Origin of the sequence: Sphingomonas donggukensis, from assembly GCF_023674425.1 — a bacterium.
GTDB lineage: Bacteria > Pseudomonadota > Alphaproteobacteria > Sphingomonadales > Sphingomonadaceae > Sphingomonas > Sphingomonas donggukensis.
The window spans coordinates 2,007,692-2,033,511 of record NZ_CP098401.1 but is presented as its reverse complement, the minus strand read 5'-3'; the positions used below and the strand labels follow the sequence as shown (position 1 = coordinate 2,033,511).

At 69.5% G+C, this 25,820-nt stretch carries 18 protein-coding genes; 10 read left to right on the top strand and 8 right to left on the bottom strand.

Annotation, left to right across the window (positions count from 1 at the left end; genetic code table 11):
- Positions 1–82 precede the first annotated feature (82 nt).
- The 3 genes from M9980_RS09990 to M9980_RS09980 all read right to left on the bottom strand — a co-directional run bounded on the left by M9980_RS09990 (position 83) and on the right by M9980_RS09980 (position 3,836).
- Positions 83–226: a hypothetical protein gene (locus tag M9980_RS09990; RefSeq protein WP_250750065.1), complete on the bottom strand. Its 144-nt coding sequence runs from the start codon at positions 224–226 to the stop codon at positions 83–85.
- 230 nt (positions 227–456) lie between these two features.
- Positions 457–2,655, bottom strand: a complete 2,199-nt coding sequence (uvrB, locus tag M9980_RS09985) for an excinuclease ABC subunit UvrB (RefSeq protein WP_250750063.1) — start codon at positions 2,653–2,655, stop codon at positions 457–459.
- 53 nt (positions 2,656–2,708) lie between these two features.
- Positions 2,709–3,836 carry a zinc-binding dehydrogenase gene (locus tag M9980_RS09980; protein ID WP_250750055.1) on the bottom strand — a complete coding sequence of 376 codons (1,128 nt, stop codon included), beginning with the start codon at positions 3,834–3,836 and terminating at the stop codon, positions 2,709–2,711.
- 178 nt (positions 3,837–4,014) lie between these two features.
- On the opposite strand from M9980_RS09980, the gene M9980_RS09975 reads away from it, so the two are divergent.
- Positions 4,015–5,433, top strand: coding sequence for an amidohydrolase (locus M9980_RS09975; RefSeq protein ID WP_422921357.1), 1,419 nt, complete (start codon positions 4,015–4,017; stop codon positions 5,431–5,433).
- Positions 5,430–6,719 (top strand): amidohydrolase family protein, encoded by a 1,290-nt coding sequence (locus M9980_RS09970; protein WP_250750054.1) that lies wholly within the window; start codon positions 5,430–5,432, stop codon positions 6,717–6,719. The genes M9980_RS09975 and M9980_RS09970 overlap by 4 nt, the downstream gene beginning before the upstream one ends.
- Positions 6,720–6,891: 172 nt before the next feature.
- Here M9980_RS09970 and M9980_RS09965 read toward each other — a convergent pair whose 3' ends face one another.
- Positions 6,892–7,269 carry a PRC-barrel domain-containing protein gene (locus tag M9980_RS09965; protein WP_250750053.1) on the bottom strand — a complete coding sequence of 126 codons (378 nt, stop codon included), beginning with the start codon at positions 7,267–7,269 and terminating at the stop codon, positions 6,892–6,894.
- Between the two features lie 141 nt (positions 7,270–7,410).
- Between M9980_RS09965 and M9980_RS09960 the strand changes: the two genes are divergently transcribed.
- From M9980_RS09960 to M9980_RS09945, 4 genes are all read left to right on the top strand, one after another.
- Positions 7,411–7,941 (top strand): hypothetical protein, encoded by a 531-nt coding sequence (locus tag M9980_RS09960; RefSeq protein ID WP_250750052.1) that lies wholly within the window; start codon positions 7,411–7,413, stop codon positions 7,939–7,941.
- A 561-nt stretch (positions 7,942–8,502) separates the two neighbouring features.
- Positions 8,503–8,868: a hypothetical protein gene (locus M9980_RS09955; RefSeq protein WP_250750047.1), complete on the top strand. Its 366-nt coding sequence runs from the start codon at positions 8,503–8,505 to the stop codon at positions 8,866–8,868.
- Between the two features lie 70 nt (positions 8,869–8,938).
- The gene (locus M9980_RS09950; protein ID WP_250750046.1) at positions 8,939–9,400 is read left to right on the top strand and encodes a DUF3592 domain-containing protein; all 462 of its coding nucleotides are present in this window, start codon (positions 8,939–8,941) and stop codon (positions 9,398–9,400) included.
- Positions 9,401–9,411: 11 nt separating this feature from the next.
- Positions 9,412–10,164 carry a hypothetical protein gene (locus tag M9980_RS09945; RefSeq protein ID WP_250750045.1) on the top strand — a complete coding sequence of 251 codons (753 nt, stop codon included), beginning with the start codon at positions 9,412–9,414 and terminating at the stop codon, positions 10,162–10,164.
- A gap of 1 nt (position 10,165) precedes the next feature.
- Here the strand turns inward: M9980_RS09945 and M9980_RS09940 are convergent, their stop codons facing one another.
- Together M9980_RS09940 and M9980_RS09935 are read right to left on the bottom strand one after the other, a co-directional pair.
- Complete coding sequence (locus M9980_RS09940) at positions 10,166–11,119, bottom strand: alpha/beta fold hydrolase (RefSeq protein WP_250750044.1); 954 nt, start codon at positions 11,117–11,119, stop codon at positions 10,166–10,168.
- Positions 11,120–11,187: 68 nt separating this feature from the next.
- Positions 11,188–12,090, bottom strand: a complete 903-nt coding sequence (locus M9980_RS09935; RefSeq protein WP_250750043.1) for a hypothetical protein — start codon at positions 12,088–12,090, stop codon at positions 11,188–11,190.
- 243 nt (positions 12,091–12,333) lie between these two features.
- Between M9980_RS09935 and M9980_RS09930 the strand changes: the two genes are divergently transcribed.
- The gene (locus M9980_RS09930) at positions 12,334–13,449 is read left to right on the top strand and encodes a sensor histidine kinase (protein WP_250750040.1); all 1,116 of its coding nucleotides are present in this window, start codon (positions 12,334–12,336) and stop codon (positions 13,447–13,449) included.
- A complete protein-coding gene (locus tag M9980_RS09925; RefSeq protein ID WP_250750037.1) occupies positions 13,446–14,183 on the top strand; it encodes a LytR/AlgR family response regulator transcription factor in 738 nt (245 codons plus the stop codon). Before M9980_RS09930 ends, M9980_RS09925 begins: the two co-directional genes overlap by 4 nt.
- On the opposite strand, the gene M9980_RS09920 is transcribed toward M9980_RS09925, so the two are convergent.
- Together M9980_RS09920 and M9980_RS09915 are read right to left on the bottom strand one after the other, a co-directional pair.
- The gene (locus M9980_RS09920; RefSeq protein ID WP_250750034.1) at positions 14,180–14,458 is read right to left on the bottom strand and encodes a hypothetical protein; all 279 of its coding nucleotides are present in this window, start codon (positions 14,456–14,458) and stop codon (positions 14,180–14,182) included. The two genes, M9980_RS09925 and M9980_RS09920, sit on opposite strands and share 4 nt — an antisense overlap.
- On the bottom strand, positions 14,455–14,739 hold the full coding sequence (locus M9980_RS09915) for a hypothetical protein (protein WP_250750032.1): 285 nt from the start codon (positions 14,737–14,739) through the stop codon (positions 14,455–14,457). Before M9980_RS09915 ends, M9980_RS09920 begins: the two co-directional genes overlap by 4 nt.
- 78 nt (positions 14,740–14,817) lie before the next feature.
- Here M9980_RS09915 and M9980_RS09910 point away from each other — a divergent pair, with 78 nt between their 5' ends.
- Positions 14,818–15,699: a type 2 periplasmic-binding domain-containing protein gene (locus tag M9980_RS09910; protein WP_250750029.1), complete on the top strand. Its 882-nt coding sequence runs from the start codon at positions 14,818–14,820 to the stop codon at positions 15,697–15,699.
- Between the two features lie 268 nt (positions 15,700–15,967).
- Complete coding sequence (locus tag M9980_RS09905; RefSeq protein ID WP_250750027.1) at positions 15,968–25,675, top strand: Ig-like domain-containing protein; 9,708 nt, start codon at positions 15,968–15,970, stop codon at positions 25,673–25,675.
- The last annotated feature ends 145 nt before the right edge of the window (positions 25,676–25,820 follow it).

The following is a 25,820-nucleotide window of genomic DNA, read 5'->3' as shown; positions in this document are numbered from 1 at the left end:
CGGCCCGGTGGGGCCATCGCCACGACTATCGACACCAGTGTCCGCGCGAACGCCGTTCAGCGATCGCACGAAAAATCGCGTCTTACGAGCGGGTGCAGTCCGCGTACCGCGTGGCGCCGTCGCCGCCGCGAAGTGGCGATGCTTCGGTTTCGGCAACGTCGAGTACCTGGATGGTCGGTTCGACCCAAACGTTGCTCTTCGACGGCGAATTAGCCTGTTCGATCATGGTAAACCCCCTTATTAGACTTCTATGCGTGTCCTGAAATGAACGTATCCGACGCGCATCATCGTGACAAGTGCTAGCCAGATAGCTGTCGGATACTGATAGCCGCAAGCTGGACGATTCACTGATTCTTACAAAAACCAGCAACACTCATACACATGTCCGGAGGGGGTGCTTTCGGCTAAAGTCCTGATCCTGCCGAATTTTACTCGGAGCGACGCTCGCGAAAAGCGTCAGGACCGTCGCCCGCCGCCCATCCGCATCTTCTGGCTCTTGCCGTAGCGGGTCTTGCGGGTGCCGGGCTTGCCCTCGTTGCTGCGGCCCATGATCGGCGCGGCGCTGCGTTCGGGGGCGGGGAGGCCGAGTTCCTCCTGCTCCAGCCCGCGGATTTCGTCGCGCAGGCGCCCGGCCTCCTCGAACTCCAGGTTGGCGGCGGCGTCGCGCATCTTCTTTTCGAGCGATTCGATGTAGGCGCGCAGATTGTGGCCGACCATGTGCGGGCGATCCTCGTCGATCGCGACCGTCACCTGATCCTTGGACGCAACATGCGCGATGATGTCGCCGATGTCGCGCTTGATCGTGGTCGGGGTGATGCCGTGCTCGGCATTATAAGCCTGCTGCTTCTCGCGGCGGCGGTTGGTTTCGTTGAGCGCGCGCTCCATGCTGCCGGTCATGCGGTCGGCGTACAGGATCACCCGTCCCTCGACGTTGCGCGCCGCGCGCCCGATCGTCTGGATCAGCGAGGTTTCGGAGCGCAGGAACCCCTCCTTGTCGGCATCGAGGATCGCGACCAGCCCGCATTCGGGGATATCCAGCCCCTCGCGCAGCAGGTTGATGCCGATCAGCACGTCATAGACCCCGAGCCGCAAGTCGCGGATCAGCTCGATCCGCTCCAGCGTCTCGACGTCCGAATGCATGTAGCGGACCTTCAGCCCCGCCTCGTGCATATATTCGGTCAGGTCCTCCGCCATGCGCTTGGTGAGCGTGGTGACAAGCGTGCGATAGCCCATCTCGGTGGTCTTCTTGCACTCTTGGATCAGATCCTGGACCTGCTCCTCGACGGGTCTGATTTCGACCGGCGGGTCGATCAGGCCGGTCGGGCGGATGACCTGTTCGGCGAACACGCCGCCGGTCTGCTCCATTTCCCATTCGCCCGGCGTCGCCGAGACGTAGGTCGTCTGCGGGCGCATCGCCTCCCACTCGTTGAAGCGCAACGGCCGGTTGTCGATCGCGGAGGGCAGGCGGAAGCCGTATTCGGCCAGCGTCAGTTTCCGCCGGTGGTCGCCGCGCGACATGCCGTTGATCTGCCCGATCGTCTGGTGGCTCTCGTCGACGAACAGCAGCGCGTTCTCTGGCAGATATTCAAACAGCGTGGGGGGCGGCTCGCCCGGCATCCGCCCGGTCAGGAACCGGCTGTAATTCTCGATGCCTGCGCAACTTCCCGTAGCGGCGATCATCTCCAGGTCGAAATTGGTGCGCTGCTCCAGCCGCTGCGCCTCCAGCAATTTCCCCTCGGTCACCAGCTCCTGCAACCGGTCGGCCAGCTCGAACTTGATCGCCTCGCTCGCCTGCTTCAGCGTCGGGCCGGGCGTGACGTAGTGGCTGTTGGCATAGACGCGCACCGAATTCAGGCTCGCGACCTTCTGGCCGGTCAGCGGATCGAATTCGACGATCTCCTCGATGTCGTCGCCGAAGAACGAGATGCGCCACGCCGAATCCTCGTAATGCGACGGGAAAATCTCGAGGTTGTCGCCGCGCACGCGGAAATTGCCGCGCTGGAAGGCGGCATCGTTGCGCTTGTACTGGAGAGCGACGAGCTTGCGCACGATCTCGCGCTGGTCGACCACTTGGCCTTTCTTCAGGTCGAAGATCATCGCCGAATAGGTCTCGACCGAACCGATGCCGTACAGGCACGATACCGACGCGACGATGATGACGTCGTCGCGCTCCAGCAGCGACCGGGTGGCGGAATGGCGCATCCGGTCGATCGATTCGTTGGTCGAGCTTTCCTTCTCGATATAAGTGTCCGACCGCGGCACATAGGCTTCGGGCTGGTAATAGTCGTAGTAGCTGACGAAATATTCGACCGCGTTGTTCGGGAAGAACGACTTGAACTCACCGTACAGCTGCGCGGCGAGGATCTTGTTCGGCGCGAGGATCAGCGCCGGGCGCTGCAGCGCCTCAATGACCTTCGCCATCGTGAAGGTCTTGCCCGAGCCGGTGACGCCCAGCAGCACCTGGTCGCGCTCACCGGCGCGCGCCGCCTCGACCAGCTCCTTGATGGCCACCGGCTGGTCGCCCGAGGGTTCGTAGTCGCTGACGATCTCCAGCCGCCGCCCGCCTTCGGCCTTGGGCGGACGGGCGGGGCGGTGCGGGACGAACGACTGGCCGGTCTCCGGCTCGTCGAGGGTGGTGCGGATCTGGATAGCCATCGCCACGGAATATGGGCGAGGGGCCCGATATGTTCCACCCCGCCCGCGTTTTCCTAGCGCGAGGGGTCGATCAGATATTTCTCGCCGGTCGCCTTGCGGTTGTACGCGGCCAGCACGTCGGGGTTCAGTGCCTCGGCCAGGCCGATCGTGCGGGTGTAATTGCTCGCAAAGGTCGTCGTCAGCTCGTCGACCACGCGCCCGCGCATCCGCCCAACGACCTCGCGCCCGGCCTTGCCCATGAACGGGGTCAGCAGCCAGCCGCTGACCGCCCACGAAAAGCCGAAGTTGCGGTTCAGCACCGTCGGCCCGGTATCGAGCGCGCCGTAGATGTAGAGCTGCTTGAAGGTGGTCGAGCCGTAGCGGCTGTATTCGGCGGCGCTGCGGCTGGCGGCGGCCTCCATCGCGCCCAGGATCTGCCCGCCGAGCTTGCCCCCGCCGATCGCGTCGAACGCGATGGTCGCGACGGTCTCGGCGATCGCGTCGGTCAGCGCGTCGCGGAAATCGGGCGCGGTCGAATCGACGATGTGGGTGGCGCCGATCGCGCGCAGGATATCGGCCTGCTCCGCGCTGCGCACCACGTTCACCAGCGGCACGCCGTCGGCGATGCAGATGCGGTTGAGCATCTGGCCGAGGTTCGAGGCCGCCGCGGTGTGGACGATGGCGGTATGCCCCTCCATCCGCATCGTCTCGACAAAGCCCAGCGCGGTCAGCGGGTTGACGAACATCGACGCGCCGTCGGCGGCAGTCTGGCCGTCCTTCAGCGGCACGCAGTCCTTTGCCGGCAGCTTGCGGACTTGCGTGTACATCGCCCCGCCGAGCATGCCGACGGTCTTGCCGAGCAGGTCGGTAACGTTGGCGCCCGCCGCGATCACCTCGCCCGCGCCCTCGTTGCCGACCGGCAGCGACTGGTCGATCCGCGCCTTCAGCATTCCCATCCGCTCCGCCGGTACGTCCAGCGTCAGGGTCGGGCGATCCGCGGTGCCGCCCGCGACCATCGACGCGACGTCGGCGGGGCCGATCAGGAGCCCCAGGTCGGACGGGTTGATCGGCGCCGCCTGCACGCGAACGATCACCTCGTCGTCGCCCGGCGCCTCGAGCGTCACCGGCTCCAGCGAAAGCTCCAGCTTGCCCGCGCTCGTGACCTTAGAGCGCAGTTCGAGCCCGGTTACCGTGTCGGCCATAATCGCGTCTCCTTTTAAAACTGTTCGCCTGTACGCCTACGCGACACGCCCCCCGGCGGACAAGGGCAGGTGCGGGCCGCGACCAATCAACGCCCCCATGTCGCCAACTGCGCGCCGACGCGCTTGTAACGCCGCCGCGCCCGCCTCTACGATGCCGCCAGACACAAGGGGGACATCCATGACGCTTCGATCCGCGCGGTTTGCCGCGATGTTGCTGGCCGCGAGTGCGCTGGCCGCCTGTGCCGAGAAGACGCCGCCGAAGACCGCGTCGTCGGCGCCTGCCAAGCAGCCGGGCAAGACCTACGCGCGCGATCCGTTCCCCTCGACCTACCGTGCCTATCCGGGTGTGCCGACCCTGGTGCGCAATGTCACGATCTTCGACGGGGAGGGCGGGCGCATCGACGGCGGGTCGGCGCTGTTCGCGGATGGCAAGATCGTCGCGATCGGCCAGAGCGTCGACGCCCCCGCCGGCGCGACCGTGATCGACGGCGCGGGCAAGGTGCTCACCCCCGGCATCATCGATATCCACAGCCATCTGGGCGACTATCCCAGCCCCGGCGTCCAGGCCAATTCGGACGGGAACGAGGCGACCGGCCCGGTCACCGCCGATGTCTGGGCCGAACACAGCGTCTGGCCGCAGGATCCGGGCTTCAGCCGCGCGCTGGCCAATGGCGGGGTCACCACGCTCCAGATCCTGCCCGGCTCCGCCAACCTGTTCGGCGGGCGATCGGTCGTGCTCAAGAACGTCTATGCCCGCACCATGCAGGGGATGAAATTCCCTGGCGCGCCCTACGGCCTGAAGATGGCGTGCGGCGAGAATCCGAAGCGCGTCTATGGCGCAAAGGGCCGGCAGCCATCGACCCGGATGGGCAATATCGCGGTCGATCGCGCGACGTGGGCGCGCGCGCAGGAATACGACCGGCGCTGGACCAAATATGAGAAGGACGGCGGCGATCCGCCCGCGCGCGACATCGCGATGGATACGCTGCGCGGCGTGCTCGATGGCGAGATCCGCGTCCAGAACCACTGCTACCGCGCCGACGAAATGGCCATCGTTATGGATATGGCCAAGGAGTTTGGATACAAGGTCAGCGCCTTCCACCACGCGGTCGAGGCGTACAAGATCGGCGACCTGCTGAAGGCGAACGGCGTCTGCGCCGCCGTCTGGGCCGACTGGTACGGCTTCAAGATGGAAAGCTACGACGGCATCCACGAAAACCTCGCCCTGCTGGAAAAGGCGGGGGCGTGCGTGATGATCCATTCCGACGACGAGAACGGCATCCAGCGGCTGAACCAGGAAGTCGCCAAGGCTTTGTCCGCCGGTCGCCGCGCCGGCATCCAGGTGAGCGACGCCGCGGCCTGGCGCTGGCTGGCGATCAACCCGGCAAGGGCGCTCGGCATCGACGACCGCACCGGGTCGCTGAAACCCGGCAAGATGGCCGACGTCGTGCTGTGGAACGGCGATCCCTTCAGCGTCTATTCGCGACCCGAGAAAGTGTGGGTGGACGGCGCGATGCTTTATGACTCTAGCGACCCGCGCCGACGCCCGGTCAGCGATTTCGAACTTGGCCAGCCCGGCATGGGAGACGTGAAGTGAAGGCCCTGTTGCTCGCCGCCGCCGCGCTGATCGCCACGCCTGCTGCGGCGCAGACCATCGCCATCACCGGCGGCACCGTCGCGATCGGTGATGGCTCCGCCCCGATCGAAAACGGGACCGTGGTGCTGCGCGACGGGCGCATCGTCGCTGCCGGTGCGGGCGTTTCGGTCCCTGCCGGCGCGCAGGTCGTCGATGCGCGCGGCAAATGGGTCACTGCCGGGATGACCGCGGGGATCGGCAGCCTGGGGCTGGTCGACGCCGGCGGCGTGCAGGAAAGCAACGACAGCGGATCGCGCCAGTCGCCCTACAACGCCTCGATCGACGTCTCCGTCGCGATCAATCCGGACACGGTGATGATCGCCAACGAACGCGTCGGCGGCGTCACTCGCGCGATCGTCGCGCCCGATGCGGGCGGATCGATCTGGGCCGGGCAGGGCGCGGTCATCGACCTTGGTGCCGATCCGTCGCCGCTCACCAAGCCGCGCGTCTTTCAGTACGTCGAGCTGGGGGAGGGCGGCGCCCGCAACGCCGGGGGCAGCCGGCCCGCCGCCTATGCCGCGCTGCACGACGCGCTGGCGCAGGCCGCCGACTACGCCCGCGCGCCGGGCAGTTTCGACGGGCGCAGCAAGGATGCGATCCTGACCCGCGCCGATGCCGCCGCGCTGCTGAAAGTGCTCGACGGGTCGATGCCGTTGGTCGTCCATGTCGAACGCGCCAGCGACATCCGCCAGGTGCTGACGCTGCCGACCCGTTATCCGCGGATGAAGCTCATCATCACCGGCGCCGCGGAAGGGTGGATGGTCGCGCGCGAGATCGCCGCCGCGCGCGTGCCGGTGATGGCCAGCGCGCTCGCCGACCTGCCCGCCTCGTTCGAGAAGCTGGCCGCGACCGAATCGAACGTCGGCCGCATGATCCGTGCGGGCGTCACCGTCGGTATCCTCTACGACGGATCGGGCGGCGAGCATGTTCTGAAACAGTTCGCCGGCAACCTCGTCGCGATTCAGAAGGTACCGGGATCGATCGGCCTCAGCTGGGGCGAGGCGTTCGCCGCGATCACGTCGAAGCCCGCCGAAGTCGTCGGCATGGGCAGCGAGATCGGCTCGCTCCGCCCCGGTCGCCGCGCCGACGTGGTGGTGTGGGACGGCGACCCCCTGGAGCTCGCGTCTGCCCCGACCGCGGTGTGGATCGACGGCCAGCCCCAACCGATGGACTCGCGACAGCGGCAGCTCAGGAACCGCTATCTCAATGTGGTCGAGGGCGCGCTGCCGAAGGCGTATGATCGGTAGGCTCGGCTTTTGATTTCAGCCGTTCGCCTCGAGTAGGGATCGAGCTTGTCGAGAGCCCGTATCGAGAGGCTTTCTCCATGAGGCACCCACCTCTCGATACGTCGTCTCGACAAGCTCGATGACTACTCGAGGCGAACGGATTTAGGGAGGAGGCAAGCCTGAAAAGGGCGCCTCACCCCTCTGCCAGCACCTCCGCCCGCGTGCCGTAATAGCCCGCGACGCGGTCGGCGTAGGCCTGGTCGAACACGGGCGCGTTGTTCGACCAGCTGGGGCCGCCCTCCAGCAGGCGGCGGTCGACGGTGATGGTGTAGCTATCGTTGGCGATGTCGTAGCCGAGCAGCTCGAACGGCACCGCGTAGAAGCTCTTGCCGAGCCCCATGAAGCCGCCCAGGCTCAGCACTGCATGGGTGGTGCGGCCGGTGCCCTTGTGGACCATCAGCGCGTGGACGGTGCCGATCGAATCGCCGTCGCGGCTCTTCAGCTTCAGCGTGCCGGTGACATTGGCCTGGACGAGCAGCAGGCTCGCGGCCTCGGCGGGGGGCGTGGTCATGGCGGGTCTCTTCTTGTCCGTGGAAATCCCCCGCTGAACCGGCGGAGGGCGCGCGCGGTTCCCGTGCCATTCCCCGCGTACCCGCATCCGTTCGCCGTCGCCGCGGTTGAGCGGGGCGGGCGCATGGCCCATAGCGGGCGGATGCGCATCCGTATCCCCGCCACGCTTGCCGTCCTGACGCTCGTCGCCGCCTGTGCCGGCGCGCCCGAGCCGGCGCCGACCCCGGTCGCGCCGCCGCGTCCCCTGCCACGACCGGTCACGCCGCCGCCGCCCGCCGCTGCATCGAGCGACTGGCGCGACTGGCCGGTGACGCCCGGCACCTGGAGCTACCGCACAGACGGGCGCGGATCGGTGGCGATGTTCGGTGCGGTCGGGGTGGACGCGCGCTTCGTGGTGCGATGCGACCGGGGGTCGGGCGCGATCTACCTCTCGCGACCGGGCGAGGTGCGCACGATGACGGTGCGCACCAGCACGACCGCGCGCACGCTCGGCGCGCAGCCGACCGGCGGCACGCCAGCCTATAGCGCGACGACGCTGGGCGTGGCCGACCCGCTGCTCGACGCGATGGGGTTCAGCCGCGGGCGTTTCGTGGTGGAGGCCGCCCCGCTCGAGACGCTGGTGATTCCGGCGTGGGCGGAGGTGCTGCGCGTGGTCGAGGACTGCCGGGGCTGAGCCGCAGGCAAGGCGCATGATCCTGACGGGTTTTGCGCGCATTACAAGACTTGAAAGCGGCGCGCCCGCGATTCACATTGGTGGTGCGTCGGGTGACGGCGCACTCGTGTTCAACAAGCGAAAGGAGGTGATCCGATGTCTCATGGTTCAGCAATGGGGTCGGTTCAGTTCGTTCGGGAGACGCGCCGCTGATCTGTCACGCGCCGGTGGATCACCTCCATCGGCAGGGCGCGCGGGAGGAATCCTCCTCCAGTCAACGCCGCCAGTGACAGCGAAGCGGTCCGCATGGTCTCCCGGGCTGGAGCTCTCCGGCCGCTGACCATGTCGGAGGTCGCCGGGTCGCCACAGGGCGCCCGGCGGCCTCTTTCATTTTCGGGCAGGTGGCGCCGCGCCGCGCCTGCTCGGTCCCAGCCTACGCCCCCGCGACGGACACGACGTTCGTCGCGACGAACGGCCCCGCCGGCGCTTTGGTCCCGGCCCTACGCCCCCCGGTTGCACGCGCATTGCCGCGCCCGCCCGACCGCGCGATCCGCTCGGGTTCAACTGGCGAAAGGGCAAGGAATGACACGACATCTCGCGACGCTCGGGGCGGCGGGCCTGCTGGCGACGACGATGCTGGCCGCGCCGGCGCAGGCCAATGGCTGCAACGGTGTGGTCAACATCTTCGTGTGGGGCTGCGCGCCGTGGGACAACAACAACGGCGAAAAATTCCCGTATTTCCGCAAGAAGACGGTCAGCAAGTTCGCGCCAGCCGGATCGCGCATCATCACCGACAAGGGCGCGACGATGATCGACATCGCGGGCACCAAATATCCCCTTGCCGATGCGCGCGTGATCGCGCCGGGCGGTGCCAACGTCGTCGCATCGGGCGGCGCCAACGTCATCGCGCCGGGGGGCGCGAACATCCAGGTGATCGTCCAGAATTGATCGGCGGCGCGGGCGACCGGCACTTCCGGACGGGAGCGCGGTCGCCCGCCTGCGGGCGGGAGCGTGTGCGATGCTGCAAATGGGGCTGGTGCTGGTCGGGATGGGCGTGCTGGTCGCCGGGGTCTGGCGCTGGCTGGCGTGGCGCGGGCGGGCGCGCAGCTACGGCGCGTGGCCATCGGTCGACGCGGCGATCGTGGCGTCGTCGTTGCGCGCGCGCATGACGCTCGACGACGACAATCGCGAAGTCGAATATTGGGAGCCGCAGGTGCGCTATCGCTATGCCGTCGACGGCGCCGAGTTCGAGGGCCGCAGGGCGCGGTGGTTCGACGCGCCCTTCCAGGCCCGCGACGAGGCCGACCGCTGGCTCGACGCGCACGGCGCGGGCACGGCAGTGCGCGCCTATTACGATCCCGCGCGACCGGCGTCGTCGGCGCTGGAGCTCAATCCGCCGGTGTCGGCGCCGGGCACCGGGATGATCTGGATCGGCGGCGCGCTGATGATCGGCGCGCTGCTGGCGGCGGGTGGCGCATGAGGGCGGCGGGCGTGACCCTCGCCGCGCTCGCCGCGGCGTCCGCGTCCCTGCCCGCAGCGGCGCAGCAGCGATCCACCGAACCGGCCAGCCTGCCCGCGCTCGTCGCGATGCTGAGGACGGGCTGCGCGGACATGGTGACGGCGATGACCGAGCTTCAGGCGCGGCACCCCGATGCGACCGGGGCGGTGCCCGACTGCGGCGGTGCGGTGGCGGCGGCGGACGGCGGGCGCTTCCGCGCGATGGACGACGCCGCGTTGCTGGCGTCGATCGAGCGGATGTCGTCGGACATGGAGGCGCTGGTCGCGCGCGGGGAACAGTTGCGCGCTCAGGCGGCAGCGCCCGGGCGCCCGGCCGCGACGCCGGTCGCGGCACCGGCTGGGACACGCGTCGCGCCGCCGCCGGCGTCGGCACCGGGTTCGGGCACGATTCCGGCGGCTACGCTGACCTGTGCCTGGATGGAGCGCATCGGCGGCATCGTCGCGGGCCAGGACTTCCATGACGAGCTGCGGTTCTCGAACATGGGCACGCTGACGCTCGGCGCGAACGGCAGCTACCGCACCGCGCATGCCGCGGGCCGCTACGTGCGCGCGGGCGGCGACACCATCCGGCTGGTGTCCGGCCCGTTCTCCGGCGCGGTCGGCCACCTCCAGCGCGACCGTTCGGGCGAGCCCGCCGTCTATTTCGAGCGCGAGGAGAACCGCGACGCGCGTGGCGTGCATATCGTCGATCCCGGCCGCACCAGCTGCACCGTGCCGCGCCGCTGAGCTAGACCGCGGCCAGGAACGCGTCGATCGCGGCGAGCGCGGGATTGCGCACGGCATCGACCTCGCGCAGCAGTTCATGGCCAGCGCCGGCGGCGAAGCGGGTCATCTGCCCGTCCGGCAGATGACGGGCCACGCGCGCGCTTGCCCGGGAATCGGTCAGCCGGTCGCCGTCCGCCGCCAGTACCAGCACCGGCACCGCGATCCGCCGCAGCGCCGCGGTATCGCCGCGCAGCCGCCGGCTGGATGCGAACGCCTCCGCCAGCCAGCCCCAGCTCGGCGGCCCCAGGCGCAACCCGGGCATCCGCTCGTGCCACCAATGCTCGTCGAGCAGCCGGCCATAGTCGCCGGTCAGCATCGCATCCGAATCGACCTGCGTGCCGGTCGCGGGGCGGGGGCGCCAGGCGGGCCGCGCCGGGTCGCCGCGCCGCGCCCGCCAGTGCGCCAGCGCGCCGCTCAGCCGGTCGCCGAGCGGCGAGCGGATCCGGACCATCGGCGACAGCAGCACCGCGGCATCGGGCGCGATCGCCCGCTCGGCCAGCGCGCGCAGCACGACATGGCCGCCCATCGAATGGCCGATCGCGATGCGCGGGCCCGGCATCGCGGCCAGGCCCTGCCACAGCGCGGCCAGGTCGCCGACCAGATCGCCGAAGCTGTCGACATGGCCGACGCTCGCGCGCCCGGCGCTGCGGCCCGAACCGCCGTGGCCGCGCCAGTCGAACGCGACGACCGCCCAGCCGCGGCGGTGCCAATGATCGAACGTCTCCAGATATTTCTCGAAGATGTCGCCGCGCCCGCCCGCGAACAGGATCGTGCCGCCGTCGGCGGATTCGCCTGCGCGCGCCGGCCAGTCGAACCGCCGAATCCGCCACCCGTCCGGCGCGGTCCAGAACGACACCTGCGCGTCGTCCGGCAGGCGGCGGCGCAGCGGATGGGGCGGGCGAACGACGTCGTGCATCGCCCGCGGTTGAAGCGCAGGCCGCCGCCACTTTCAAGCCGGGGCGCCGATCGCCCGGGCGTCGCGCCTCAGGCGGGCGGGAACCGCTTCAGGCACGCGTTCGCGACCGCATCGCCGTTGCCGACGCTGGCGACGTGCGCGATCTCCGCCCGGCGCGCCGCCGACACCGCGGGCTCGTCCACCGTCATCGCCGCCATCACCTGGTCGACGCGCTTCTCGGCCAGCGCATAGCGATGCGCCAGGTTGCTGGCGTTCATGCCGACGCCGATGCCGCGGTCCTTCAGGCTGGCGAAGGTCGTTGTGCAGATGACCCCGGCGGTCAGCATGTCGGCGGGCAGCCCGACCGTCGCCGCGGTCGCCGCCTTGGCATCGTCGGCGCGGCAGCGTTCGGCGAAGAGGTGGCCGGTGCCGGCGTCGAGCACCGGGCGCACCGCCGCGGTCGCCGCCGTGCCCGCCTGGTCGAGCGCGCCGTTGCCCGCGATCTGCGCGGCCTTGTGGATGAAATAATACCCCTGCGGATCGTTGGCGACGGTCGCCCGCGGATCAAGCGCCATGCCGCGGGTGGCATCCAGCGCGGTCGCGGCGGCGCAGGTGATCGCCCGGCGATAGGGGTCGGCGGGCAGCGCGGGGAGCGGCTCCTCCTCGATATCATACGCCTTCAGGCAGGCGTTGAGCGTGGTCAGCCAGTGGCTCTGCACCGCATTCGCCGCGGTGTCGGCCCCGCCGATGGCGCCGGCCACGTCGGTCGCGGCTTGCGGGAACAGCGTCTCGAACCCGGTCGCGGCGTTCAGGCGGGTGACCTTCGCCAGCATCCGGTCCTTGGCCGCGGCGGTATCGAATTGCGCGCGCATGCCGATCGCGATGACGCCGGTCTGCGCGCACAGCAGCGCGCGGTCCTTCTCTGCGGTCGGCAACGGGCCGAAATCCCGCGTCTCGCACCCGCCGAGCGCCATTGCCGCGCTCGCTGCCATCGCCAGTGCCCCTGCCGTTCCGAACCGCCGCATCGCTTTGCCCCCCCAATTCCCCGCTGAAGCTCGCATGTGACGGCGCGCGCATGCCCGCGTCGCGCGGTGCGAGACGAACCGCGCGGATCGCGCATGCCAATCGGCGCGGCGCCGACCAATCCGCCGTGCGGCGCGACGAAACGGGGCTTGGCACGGGTGCGCGGCGCAGCGACAATGGCGATCGTCAGGGGCGGACAGGGAAACGGGGCGATGGAGGCGCTGCTGCGGCAGGTCCTGCGCGGGACGGCGGTGCGGTTGTGCGCCATCGTCTGGCTGTTCGGATATGTGCTGGTGGACATCACCGCCGCCGCGCAGGGGCGGTCGGCGCCGGGGCTGATGCTGCTCGCGAATCTGCCGCTGATGGCGCTCGGCATCGCCCAGTCGATCGCGCTCGGCCTGCTGCTCGACCGGCTGGAGGGCGTGCGTGCGCCGGTGCGCTGGGGCGCGGTCGCGCTCGCCGGCCTGATCGCGGCGATGGTGCAGACAGTGGCCGATCACCTCGTGCTCGCCGCGGTCGCGCTGACGGTGCTGCCCGACTGGCAGGGCTGGGCGCTCGGCATCGATGCCAGCCGCAAGTTCACGATCTTGGTGCTGTATCTGTGGACCTACTACCTCGCGCTCGCGCTCACCTGGGCGTCGCGCAGCGCCGATTCGGCGAAGATGAACGCGGCGCGGGCGGCGGCGTTCGCGGCGGCGGCGGCCCGGGCGGAGGCGGCGGCGCTCCGCCTCCAGCTCAATCCGCATTTCCTGTTCAACACGCTCAACGCCATCGCCAGCCTCGTGGTACGCGATCGCCAGGAGCAGGCGGAGGAGATGATCGGCCGGCTCGCCGATTTCCTGCGCGCGTCGCTGGTGTCCGATCCCGCCGGGCTGGTGCCGCTCGACCAGGAAGTCGCGACCGCGCGCGCGTATCTGACGATCGAGGAGGCGCGCTTCGGCACGCGGCTGCGCATCGACTGCGCGATCGATCCCGCGGCGGGGCAGGTCGACGTGCCCAATTTCATCCTCCAGCCGCTGGTCGAGAATGCGATCAAGCATGGCGCCGCGCCGGTGCGCGGGCCGGTCACCATCAGCATCGCCGCGCGCGTCGAGGACCGTGTCGCCGTGCTGAGCGTCGCCAACACCGCGTCGGCACGCCCGCCGCGCGGGGGCGGGCGCGCCGGCGTGGACGGCGAACGCAGCGGCATCGGCCTTGCCAACACCCGCTCGCGCCTGGCCATGCACTACGGCGCGTCGGCGTGGATGGAGTGCGGGCCGACCGCCGATGGCTACCGCGTCGAACTCGGCGTGCCGATCGACCCGCACCGGCTGGACGCCGCGGCATGAGGGTGCTGATCGCCGACGACGAACCGCTGGCGCGCGCGCTGCTGCGCGCGCTGCTGACGGAACTGCCCGGGGTCGCGCTGGTCGGCGAAGCGGGCGACGGCGACGAGGCAGTCGAGATGGCGCGCGCGCTCGCGCCCGACGTGCTGTTCCTCGACATCGACATGCCGCAGCGCAACGGCATCCACGCCGCGATCGAGCTGGCCGCGACCGGCATCGAGATCATCTTCGTGACAGCGCATGAGGAGCACGCGATCGACGCGTTCGAGATCGGCGCGCTGGACTACGTGCTGAAACCCGTTCGCCGCCCCCGCCTCGCCCGCACGGTCGAGCGCGCGCTGCTGCGCCATGCCGCGCGCCGGGCCGACGGCGACGCTCCGGCGCCCGCCCGCGACCAGGTGGCGGACGCGGCGATCTGGGTGTCGGTGCTGCGCGGCAACGTGCGGGTCGCGATTTGCGATATCGTGCGGGTGGAGGCGGCGCGCGACCATGTCTATCTCCACACCGCGCAGCGCGCTTATCTGCACCGCGTGACGATGGTGGAGCTGGAGCGGCTGCTGGAGGGATCGGGCATGATCCGCGTCCACCGCTCCGCCTTCCTGCGCCCCGACCGGGTCGCCGCCGTCCACCGCCGCGGCAAGGCGCTGACGCTCGAACTGGTCGACGGGACCAGCGTGCCGGTGGGGGCAAGCTACCGCGCGGCGACGCTCGCCGCGGTCGCGCTGCCGCCGCGCTAGGGCCGTCTGAGCGCCGCGAACGCCCGCCGCGCGCCCTCGACGATCATTGCGCTGCCGAGGCCGATCAGAGCCGCCGGCACCGTCATCACCACCGCAAAGATCGCGACCGTCGCCCAGGCCGCGCCGTCGCCCGGCCATGCCCCGGCCACGCTCGCACAGCAGCGGATCGACGCCACGATCGCGCTGCCGAACGCGACCGTCCCCTCGACCAGCACGAAGGCCGCGATCCCGGCGATCGTCGCGGCGCGGCTCATTGCGCGCGGCGGCGCGGTCACAGCCCGATGTCCTCGCGCGTGCGCGCCCGGCCCCCGTACCAGCGCCGATAGGTGCCGTCCGCCTGCCGGTAATAGCGGCGCCCGCCGACCCGCACCGGTTCCCCCATCGCCCGCACGCTGCGCCACGCCCCGATCGCCATGCAGACCAGCGTGAAGATCTTGAGCCACACCATCGCATCCCCCCGGTCGCCGTCCGACCCGTGCATCGCGCAGCCCGCCCCCGGGCGCGCGGCTGCCGCGACCAAATGGCCGACCGGCGCTACCAGCGCGCCGGCTCGCAACCATCCGGAGCGCGCGATTCGGCTTGCGTCCGCGGCAAACGACGGGTGGAGTGCGGCTGGGGGGCAGATGCTTTGCATGTGATCGAGGAATGGCCGGCGCCGGCGGACGGCCCGAACTATCGCCGTGCCGCGGAATTGATGGCGCATCCGCTCTTCGACGTCGCGGTCGATGCGGTCGTCGACGGGCTGGCCGACCTCTACGGCAGCGACCGGCGCCTGGTACGCAGCCTGTTCGAATTCGATCGCGCCGTCACCTTCATGATCGCGGTGTGCGTGGCGATGAACCACCGCGACGATCGGCCTGAGGGCTGGCTGAGCGTCCCGACGCTGGCGCAGGCAGCCGCGCTGATGGGGATCGGGCCGGTGCGACGCGTGCGGCGCATCGTCGAGGAGCTGCGCCGCGAGGGGATGATCGAGGCGCTGCCGATGCCGCACGACGCGCGCCGCCACTGGTTGCGGCCGACCGCGGCGATGCTCGCGATCGACCGCGAATGGATGGCGATGTACCAGCGCCCGCTCCTGCTGCTGTACCCGGACGAGCCGCGCTATCAGCTCGGCGCGGCGGGCGATCCCGACTATCATCGCCGTTTCCGGGTCATCGGGCTCGCCACCCTGCCGCTGGCGCACAAGGTCATGACGGCGAACCCGTCGGTCGACCGTTTCCTGCAACACACCAGCGGCGGGCGCATCCTCGCCATCCTGTTGCAGTCGGCACGCGACGGCGACGATGGCTGGACGCCGCCCGGCTTCTACACGGGCGCCGCGCAGCGTAGCGCGACGACCCGGGTGCACGTCCGCAGCGTCCTGCGCGCGGCGGCGGATGCGGGCCTGGTCGAGATCGTCGAGGGAAGCGACGGGCGAGTTCGCCCGACCGCGCGGCTGGTTGACGATTTCGCGCGCTGGGTCGCCGACTGCCTGTCGGCGACCGACCTGGTGTCGGTGTTGAGCGACGCCATCTAGGGTCCGGACTCGATCGCGATGATTGGCCTGATCGTGTCCGGACCTCAGCGCACGCGATCGCGCGTCCGGGAACGCCGCTATCGGCTTGATTGTACCAAAAAGTTTCGTTGAAAACCGGGGATAGCGCCTTAGGGTGCACGCTGCAATTTCAGGGCGAAGATCCGCGGCAGCCGGGGGGCGGTCCGATCGGCGCGGAAATGCGCGTGGCGGCATGTCGCCGTCATGATCGGCGCGGGCGCGGGGCAGCGCCGCCGCGTGGGGGACGAAGATGATCGCGACAGACGTGACGCCGACCGGCGCGTCGGACCCGACCGGCTATTCCGAAGCGGAAGCGCGCACCCGCCTGTCCGCCGGCATGCTGCCGATCCGCGAGTCCGGTCTCGTCGGCTTTACCGAGACGACGGCGCCGGCACTTCCCGCCGCAAGCCTGATGTTGACCGGTGCGCCGGCACCCCTCCGCTATGTCGAGGGCGACGCGCCGGCGCATCTGTTCGCGGGCATGACGCTGACCGCTCCGGGCAGCCTGAAGGATGTGCGGATCGAGGTGCGAGGGCCGCTCGACACGCGCGATGGGGCGACCTTCGTCCTGGCCAGTGGCGGTGCGGGCAACCCCGTTCGCGTCGACGCCGACAACAAGGTCTATTGGAACGACATCCTGGTCGGCCGGATGTTCAGCGGGGCGATGCAGTCGGGCTATACGCTGTCGATCCTGTTCACGGAGGACGTGACCGCCGCGCAGGCGACCGACGTGCTGCACCAAATCACGTTCGCAACGGGGGAGACGGCGTCCTTTTCCACCGAGGTGCAGTTGCTGGTGCATCCGCCGGCGGCCCCGGCGATCCAAAATCCTCTGGCGGGGATGGATTTCGGGTCCGACGCGTCGATCATCGTCTTCGACATCACCGGCGACGGGCGTCCCGACCTGCTCATCGGGTCGTCGACCGACCAGGGCCTGACGATCCTGCGCAACGAGGGTGGGGGCGTGTTCACCACCTTGCCGCGCGACACCGGGCCGCTGCGCGACGTGGTGTACGGCGGGTTCGGCCGGGCCGGGGGCGTGGCCGATCTCGACGGTGACGGTCGGCTCGACATCGCGCTGGTCAATTTCGCGGGCAGCTTCTCGCGCATCCTCAACACCGCCAACGGCTTCGCCTACGAAACGCTGGGGCCGACCGCGAACGTCCAGCCGTTCGACCATATCGCGGTCGCGCCGGGTCAGACGCCGACCTTCTTCGACATCGATGGCGACGGTACCGCGGACCTGATCCTGAGCAACGGTTCGGGTACCCTCGGCTTCTACCGCCTGATCGCCGGCCATTACGAGGCGGCGCCCGAACTCGCCGATCGGTTCACGTCGACGACCGGGGATGGGATCACCTTCTTCGACATCGATTTCGATGGCGATGACGACGCGATCGTGACCAGTGCATATGGGCTGCGCCTGTTCGTCAACGAAAGCGGCTTCTTCGGCGAAATGGGCAGCGGGCCCGACAATCCGCTGTACGGCTATTCGGTCCCGGTCGGCGGGCGGATCACCTTCTTCGACGTCACGGGCGACGGCGTCGCCGAGCTGCTGATCGCAAAGACGGACGGCACCATCGAGGCGCTATCGCTGAAGCTGCCGGTGATGGCGACGACCGAGCTGTCGGTCATCGGCGTCAACGATATCCCGACGATGCGTCTGGGCGGCGGCGCGCAGACCAATACCGCCATCGCCTATACCGAGGGAGCCGCCGCGAAACTGATCGCGCCGAATGCAACCTTCATCGACGACGACTGGGCGTATGGCGCCGGTGCGAAGACGCTGACGGTGCGCGTCGGCGGTAACGATGCCGCCGATCAGGTCGGCATCCAGACCGGCGGGCGGCTGTCGCTGCAGGGCGGCAGCATCCTGCTCGACGGTATCGTCATCGGCACGGTGGCCAGCGGACTCGGTTCGCCTGCCCTCACCATCGGCCTCACGGCGCAATCGACGGTCGCCGATGTCCGGGCGCTGTTGCAGGCGTTCACCTATCGCAATGCGTCCGACGTGCCGGTCACGGCGGCGCGCGATATCGCTTTCACGATCACCGACGCCGGCGGTGCGAGCTCGACCAGCCTGGCGGCGCTCAGCGTCACGTCGATCAACACGCCCCCGTCGCTGACCGGCCTTCCCAGCTATTTCCAGGTGGACGAACAGGCCGCTCCGGTCCTTCTGCTGGGCAGCGCGACGATCGTGGACCGGACGGATCGCTGGGACGGGGCGCAATTCTACGTCGACCGGTTGTCGGCGACCGACCGGGTCGCCGTCCGCCACCAGGGCGACGCCGCGGGACAGGTCGGCGTGAGCGGCTCAACGATCCGCTATGGCGGGGTGGAGGTCGCGAGCGTCTCGGGCGGCGCCGGCACGCGCGCGACGATCGTCTTCAACGCCGCCGCGTCGCAGGACGCGGTCCAGGCCGTGCTGAGCAACGTCACCTATGCCAATATCGACCCCGCGCCGGCGGGGAGCCACGATATCGTCGTCAACTTCGTCGATCACGACGGCGCCGACATCGGCGCCTCGTCGATCGAGGGCGTCAACGGTCGCGCGATCACCATCGCGATCGCCGCGACGATCGACCACGTACCCTTCATCGATGCCGACGGCACGACGCCCGGGCTGAACTACGAAACCACGTTCACCGACGGATCGGCGCCGATCCGGCTGTTCCGGTCGCCGGGCTTCGTCGACGTGGATGGCGGCACCAGAACTTTCACGAGCGTCACCATCGCGGTCGTCGGCAACGCGTGGGCGGGCGACTTTTTCGACATCGACCGCACGGCGCTCGGCGACATCACCGTGCCCCACGTCGTGTTCCTGCGCGGCGGCGTCAACATCGGCGAATTCAGCCACTCGAACAACGGGCTGACCCTCACGTTCAACGCCGCGGCGACCCAGGCGGACATGCTCCAGATCCTGCGCGCGGTCACGTTCGAGGTCGCATCCGGTTCGCCGCTGATCCTCGACCGCACCATCGCGGTCACCACGCGTCCGCCGACCGGCGTCGGCAGCACGTCCTATGTGACGGTGCACGTGGTCGACAGGCCGCCGGTCATGTCGCTGTACAATTTCGGCGCCGGATACACCGAAAACGTCCCCGTCTCGATCGCCGGCGGTGCCGAGCTGAACGACACGGCGCCGTTCACCATCACGTCGATGACGGTCACGATCTCCCGCAACGCCAGTGCCGAGGATCGGCTGATCGTGGCGGGCGGATACGCGACCGCGGACGGCCGCATCCTGTGGGGCGGGGTGCAGGTCGGGACGGTGACCGGTGGCGTCGGCACGACGCCGCTGGTGCTCACCTTCCAGAACGGCTTCAGCAGCGAATTCGCCGACGACATCCTGCGCGCGATCCAGTTCGACATCCTGTCGGAAAATCCGTCGACCGCGACGCGCGAGCTGACCGTGGCGGTCGGATATTACGGCCCGTTCCTCAACACCGGTGGCGGGCAGGCGATCGAAACGCTGACCGGCACCACGAGCCTCACCGTCACCGCGACCATCGATCGCCCCGCGGTGATCGACCTGAACGCGAGCGACGGCGCTGCGGAAACCGGCGCGACCAGCCGCTACATAGAACTGGCCGCCCCCACGCTGGTCGCGCCCAATCCGGTCGTCATCGACGATGACCTGCCGATCGTGACCGGCGTGTCGCTGACGATCGCCATCCGGTCGGGCGGGACCGCCGACGACCGGCTGAGCCTGGTCGCGAACGGGACCGGCGCGGGCCAGGTGTCGATCAGCGGCAATACGCTGTCCTACGGCGGCGTGGTCGTCGGCACCTTCACCGGGGGCGGCGTCGATCCGATCGCGATCACGTTCGTCGATGGGACGAGCAAGGCCGCGGTCGCCGCGATCATCGGGCGCGTCGGCTTTTCCAACGTGTCGCGCGATCCGGTCGGCGGCGACCGCATCATCGAGATCGCCGGCAATTTCTTGCAGGGCGAATCCAGTACCGCGACCGCGACGGTCACCGTCATCGACCTTGCCAACACGATCATCGTCGATCTGTTCGCGATCGAGGATGTGGCGGCGACGGGCATAGATACCGGCACCAGCGCGACCTATCGCCCGGGCAGCGGCGCGATGGCGATCGCGCCTGCGGCAGGCGTCACCGCGCCAGACATCGACGTGTCGCACGCCACCATCACGGTCGCCATCACCGGCAACGCCGCTGTCGGCGACCGGTTGTCGCTGGCCAGCGCCGGCAACGGCAACACGATGTTCTGGGTCGACGGATCGACCCTGATGTACGGCACCACCGTCTTCGGCACGATCACCGGCGGTACCGACGGCGTGGCGCTGACCATCACGACGGCCGGTCTCGCCGACCTGGCGCTGCTCGGCGCGCTCAACCGCAGCGTCAGCTTCTCGACGACGTCGGACAGCGTTGCGACCCGCACCATCACCTTCTCGACGTCGGCGCCCAATGCCCCGTCGCTGTCCGCCACCGCGTCGGTCGCGATCGCATCGACGCCCGCACCCGGCGTCGTGCTCGATCTCGAGCCGGCGGACGGCGCCGCCGTCACCTGGATCGGCCAGCAGCTGCCGCGGCCCCAGACCGGGCTGCTGGTGGCGGCGAACGCTGTCGTGGCGAACCCGACCGAGGCCGGCTGGCACAGCGTCACGCTGACCATCGCAGCCGACAATCCCAAGCCCGGCGACACGCTGTCGATCGACGGGTCGCGGGGTGCGGGGTATCTGACGAACGGCGTCGCCGGCGCGACCGCGACCAATGTAGTCGGCACGGGCACCGGCGGCGGCAACGGCACGCCGCTCGTCCTGATGCTGCATTCCAGCGACGGCGCGCCGCTGTCGATGGCGGGGATCACGGCGCTGCTCCAGGCGGTGCGCTTCTCTGGAAGCACCGGCGTTCCGGAGATCGGGACGCGCGCCTTCACCTACACGCTGACGACCGACACCGGCTCGACCAGCGCGCGCGCCTATGTCGATGTTGGCATGCCGCCCGTGCTCGACCTGCAGCCTTTCGATGCCGCCCCGCAGACCGGGGTGTCGCTGACCTATGTCGATCGCACCGCGCCCAAGGTCATCGCTCCGCTCGGCCTGATCGGCGATTTCGAAGGGGGTGCGCGCAGCAACCTGCTGACCGTCCAGGTCACGGGGAATGCCGATCCCAACGACCGGCTCGGCATCGTCGAGGGCGACGGCGGGCTCGGCATCATCGGCGTCAGCGGCACGTCGGTGCTGTACAATGGTGTGGCGTTCGCGACCTTCACCGGCGGCGCGAACGGGATGCCGCTCAGCTTCGACTTCGGGCCGGTCGGGGGCGAAAGCCGCGCGGTGAATGCGCTGCTGAAGGCGATTTCCTTCTCGAACCTGTCGAGCCACGCGGGGTTCGGCACGCGCACCGTCACTTTCACGACGGTGTTCGCCGAAAGCACCGGGCACCCGATGACCGCAGCGGCGACGATCACCATCGGGTTCAACCCCGATGCCCAGACGATCCTGGACCTGAATGCCGCGGACGGCCCCGGCACGCTCGGCTCCGCCTCGACCTATGTGGCGCTCGGCAGCCCGGTCGCGATCGCGCCGGCGGGTGCGATCACCGATGCCGACACGCCGGGTATCCGCACCACGAAGCTGACCGTCACGATCGGCGCGAACGCGACCGGCGACGATCGGCTGGTCGTGATGGCGATCGGCAGCGGCGCGACCGCGGTGACGATCGCGAACGGCACGGTCTCCTACGGCGGTACCGTCGTCGGCACCGTGTCCGGCGGTATCGGCGCGGCGCCGATGACGATCGCCTTCGCGGGCGGCGGCGCGAGCCTGGGCGTGGCGACCGCGATCCTGCACGCGATCGGCTTCACCAGCGCGTCGGACACGCCGGCCCTGCCGGTGCGGACGTTCACGGCGGTCGCCGGGTTCGAGAACGGCCAGTTCTCGGTCGCGACGGGCACGGTCGCGGTCGCCTATCTGCCGGTGGCGGTGGCCGATGCCGCGACGGTCGCGGCCGATACGACGGCGGCGCTCGCGGTCCTTGCCAACGATTACGATCGCGACGGGCCGGCGCCCGCCATCGCCACGGTCGACGGCATTGCCGTGGCGGTGGGCGGCACCGTGACGCTCGCGTCGGGCGCCCTAGTGGTGCGGCAGGCGGACGGAACGCTCCGCTACGATCCGAACGGCGCCTATGACGCGCTGATCTCCCCACAGATGGCGCTCGCGACCGGATCGACCGCGGCGACGCAGGCGACCGATACGTTCCGTTACGGCGTCGTCGGCGGCAACGAGACGACGGTGACCGTCACCGTCATCGGCGCCGACCTGCCGGTGGCGGTGGCCGATGCTGCGGTTGTCGCCGAGGATGCGACCGTCGTCGTCGCCGCGCTGGCCAATGATTTCGATTATGACGGCCCGGCCCCCGCAATCGCACGGATCGGCGGCTCTGCGGCGGTGGTGGGGCAGGCGGTGACGATCGCATCGGGCGCGACCGTCACGCTGCTGGCGGACGGGACGCTGCGCTACGACCCGAACGGGCGCTTCGACACGCTGATATCGGCAGCGACGAAGCTCGCGACGGGGACGACGCTGCCAGATCACGCGATCGACAGCTTTACATATACGCTGGCCGGCGGCGTGCAGGGGAGCGTCAGCGTCACCGTGCAGGGCGTGGATACGCCCGGCGGCGCCGTGGCCGCGCCCGACGGTGCGACGGTTGCCGAGAATGCGACCGTCGCCATCGACGTGCTCGCCAATGATTTCAGCGTCGGCGGTCCGGTGCCGGTGCTCGCGACGATCAACGGCGCCGCCGCGACGATCGGCCAGGCGATCGCGCTGGCATCGGGCGCGCGCGTGACGCTCGGCGCCGACGGACGCCTGCTCTACGATCCCAACGGCAAGTTCAACGCGCTGATCACGCCGGAAGCCAAGTCGGCGACCGGATCCGCGCAGCCGACCGAGGCGACCGACACGTTCAAATACACCGTTGCCGGCGGCTATGAGGCGATCGTCACCGTCCGCCTGTACGGCGTGGACGGACCCCAGGCGCCGGTCGGCGTCGCCGATACCGCGGCGGTCCTCGAGAATGCGACCGTCGTGATCGACGTGCTGGCCAACGATAGCGATTCCGATGGCCCCGCGCCGTCGATCGCCCGGGTGAACGGCGTCGCCGCAGTGGCGGGGCAGACGGTGACCATCGCGTCGGGCGCGCGCGTCACGCTGGGCGCCGACGGTCGCCTGACCTACGATCCGAACGGCCGCTTCGACTATTTGGTCGCGCCGCAGTTGAACCTGAACGGCACCGAACAGACCCAGGCGACCGATACCTTCCGCTACACGCTGGCCGGCGGGGTGGAGACGCTGGTCACCGTGACGGTGACCGGTGCCGGCGCACCGGTGCCGGCGGTCGCGGTGCCGGATTATGTCGCCGTGCAATACGGCCAGTCGATCATCATCCGCGTCCTTGACAATGATTATGATCTCGACGGGCCGGCGCCCACGCTGGTCGATGTCGACGGCTACGACTGGTGGACCGAGCCGGGCGCCAAGATCATCTTCCCGAGCGGCGCGGTGCTGGTGCCGCAGGCCGACGGATCGATCAAGTACGACCTGTCGATGGTCAATTATCCCGACGGCCCGCCGCCCAGCGACACCTTCCATTACTATCTGGCCGGCGGCGTGGTCGGGACCGTTTACGTCACCATCCTGGCGGCGGGCAGCTATGTCGCGGTGGAGGATATCGCGACCGTCGCGCGCGACGGGTCGGTGACCATCGACGTGCTGGCGAACGACCCGCTGATCGACGGTCGCCCGCCGACGATCGCCCAGTTGAACCGTACCTTCGTGGACGTCGGCGTGCCGATGACGCTGGCATCGGGGGCCCAGATCACGCTGACCGCGGACGGGCGCATCCGCTACGACACCCACGGCGCCTTTGCCGGCATCGTCGCGGCGACGACCGACGTGTTCCACTATACGCTGGCCGGCGGCTACGAAGCGAAGGTCACGCTGAACGTCCTGGCGACGAACATCGTCGTCGATCCGCTGCCGCCGGTCGCCATCGCCGATGTCGCCACCGTCGCGGTCAATGCCGCGGTCGCCATCGACGTCCTCGCCAACGACGCCAGTGTCGGCACCAGCCGCCCCATCAAGGTCGACGGCGTCAGCCTGACCACCGGCCAGACCGTCGTGCTGGCGTCGGGTGCCTGGGTCACGCTGCTGCCCGATGGCCGGTTGTCCTATGACCCGCACGGGTCGTTCCCGGGGCTGGTGTCGCCGGCGACGGGGCTGTTGACGGGCGCGGTGAACACGGTGGCGCCCGACAGCTTCCGCTACACGCTGACCGGCGGGACGGAGGCGGTCGTGTCGGTGACGATCACCGGCATCGACGGGCCCAATGATATCCTGCGCGGCAACGCGCTCGACAATGTGCTGACCGGCACGGCCGCGACCAACGTGTTCGACATCGGCCAGGGCGGGTCCGACACGGTGCGCAGCGGCGGCGGCAGCGACGTGATCTTCGTCGGCGCCGCGCTCGACACCGGCGACTGGATCGACGGCGGCAGCGGGACGGAGGATCAGCTCGGGCTGCGCGGCGCCTATCCGGACTATGTGTTCGGCGCGAACAACCTGATCGACATCGAGACGCTGGCGATCCTATCGGGTAGCGATACGCGGTTCGGCGGCCTCGCGAGCGACCGCTTCAGCTATCACCTGACCACGCTCGATTCGAACGTCGCGGCGGGCAACCAGCTCTCCGTGAACGCACGGACCCTGCTCGCCGGCGAGGACCTGACCTTCGACGGGTCGGCGGAGACCGACGGATCATTCCTGATCTATGGCGGCGCCGGTCGCAACGTCCTGATCGGCGGGCAGGGTAGCGACGGCTTCTACATGGGCGCCGTGCTCGACGCCCTCGACCGCATCGACGGCGGCGGCGGGGCGCTCGACCAGGTCGGGCTGCAAGGCGCCTACGCGACGCGCGTGACGTTCGCGCCCGACACCATCCGCAATATCGAGCTGCTGGCGTTCCTGCCCGGCAACGACACGCGCTTCAGCGCCGCGGGCACCGCGCCGTCCTATTTCGATTTCAAGACCGACGACGGCAACGTCGCTGCGGGCCGGCAACTGGTGGTGCAGGCGAACACCCTGCGCGCGGGCGAAACGCTGATCTTCGACGGGTCCGCCGAAACCGACGGCAGCTTCCTGTTCTACGCAGGCTTCGGCAGCGACATCCTGACCGGTGGGCAGGGCAGCGACGGCTTCTATTTCGGACAAAGCCGCTTCACTGCGACCGACCGTGTCGACGGGCAGGGCGGGGCGCTCGACCAGATCGGGCTGCAGGGCGATTATTCGGGTGCGAACGCCCTGACCTTTGGCGCGGACCAGATCCGCGGCATCGACATGATCGTGCTGCTGTCGGGCGCCGACACGCGGTTCGGGGGTGGCGGAATGCGCTTCGGCTATACGCTGACGATGGATGATGCCAACGCGGTCGGGGCGGCGCCGATGGTCGTCCAGGCGAACACGCTGCGCGCCGACGAGGTGCTGGTCCTCGATGCCTCGCGGGAAACTGCGACGCCCTACACGATCTACAGTGGGGCGGGCGCGGATACGATCACCGGCGGTGCCGGCGACGACACGATCTGGGGGCGGGGGGGCGGCGACATGCTGCGCGGCGGTGCCGGCAACGACATTTTCAGCTATTTCGCTACCACCGATTCGTTCGGCACCGGCGCCGACCGCGACGTGATCCTCGATTTCGCGCACGGCGACAGGATCGATGCATCGCGCATCGGCTTCACAACCTTCATCGGCAGCGGCACCTTCACCGGTGCTGGCCAGTTGCGCGCGGTAGGATCCGACAGCAGCTGGATCATCGAAGGCGACCTGAACGGCGACGGCGTGGCCGACTTCTCGATCGCGGTGACGACGACTGCCGGGTTCGCGTGGGGTGCGAACGACTTCGGCCTGGCGCCAACGCCCTGACGCGCAGGCGGGGAAGTAGGGAATGCGAACGACGCGGGGCCGGACGCCACGGTACCTCCAGGCGCGCCGCGCGAGCGCACGCGAACGCGCGTTCGCCCGGATGCTGCCGATTTCTATGCTGAAAAAATGGTGCCCCACAGGGGAC

What these genes read in the sequence shown, in the direction of transcription:
- M9980_RS09965 (WP_250750053.1), bottom strand. Translation starts at nt 7,269, where the DNA reads ATGACCACGCCCCCCGCCGAGGCCGCGAGCCTGCTGCTCGTCCAGGCC.
- M9980_RS09905 (WP_250750027.1), top strand. Translation starts at nt 15,968, where the DNA reads ATGATCGCGACAGACGTGACGCCGACCGGCGCGTCGGACCCGACCGGC.
- M9980_RS09935 (WP_250750043.1), bottom strand. Translation starts at nt 12,090, where the DNA reads ATGGCAGCGAGCGCGGCAATGGCGCTCGGCGGGTGCGAGACGCGGGAT.
- M9980_RS09990 (WP_250750065.1), bottom strand. Translation starts at nt 226, where the DNA reads ATGATCGAACAGGCTAATTCGCCGTCGAAGAGCAACGTTTGGGTCGAA.
- M9980_RS09975 (WP_422921357.1), top strand. Translation starts at nt 4,015, where the DNA reads ATGACGCTTCGATCCGCGCGGTTTGCCGCGATGTTGCTGGCCGCGAGT.
- uvrB (WP_250750063.1), bottom strand. Translation starts at nt 2,655, where the DNA reads ATGGCTATCCAGATCCGCACCACCCTCGACGAGCCGGAGACCGGCCAG.
- M9980_RS09940 (WP_250750044.1), bottom strand. Translation starts at nt 11,119, where the DNA reads ATGCACGACGTCGTTCGCCCGCCCCATCCGCTGCGCCGCCGCCTGCCG.
- M9980_RS09980 (WP_250750055.1), bottom strand. Translation starts at nt 3,836, where the DNA reads ATGGCCGACACGGTAACCGGGCTCGAACTGCGCTCTAAGGTCACGAGC.
- M9980_RS09930 (WP_250750040.1), top strand. Translation starts at nt 12,334, where the DNA reads ATGGAGGCGCTGCTGCGGCAGGTCCTGCGCGGGACGGCGGTGCGGTTG.
- M9980_RS09955 (WP_250750047.1), top strand. Translation starts at nt 8,503, where the DNA reads ATGACACGACATCTCGCGACGCTCGGGGCGGCGGGCCTGCTGGCGACG.
- M9980_RS09960 (WP_250750052.1), top strand. Translation starts at nt 7,411, where the DNA reads ATGCGCATCCGTATCCCCGCCACGCTTGCCGTCCTGACGCTCGTCGCC.
- M9980_RS09925 (WP_250750037.1), top strand. Translation starts at nt 13,446, where the DNA reads ATGAGGGTGCTGATCGCCGACGACGAACCGCTGGCGCGCGCGCTGCTG.
- M9980_RS09950 (WP_250750046.1), top strand. Translation starts at nt 8,939, where the DNA reads ATGCTGCAAATGGGGCTGGTGCTGGTCGGGATGGGCGTGCTGGTCGCC.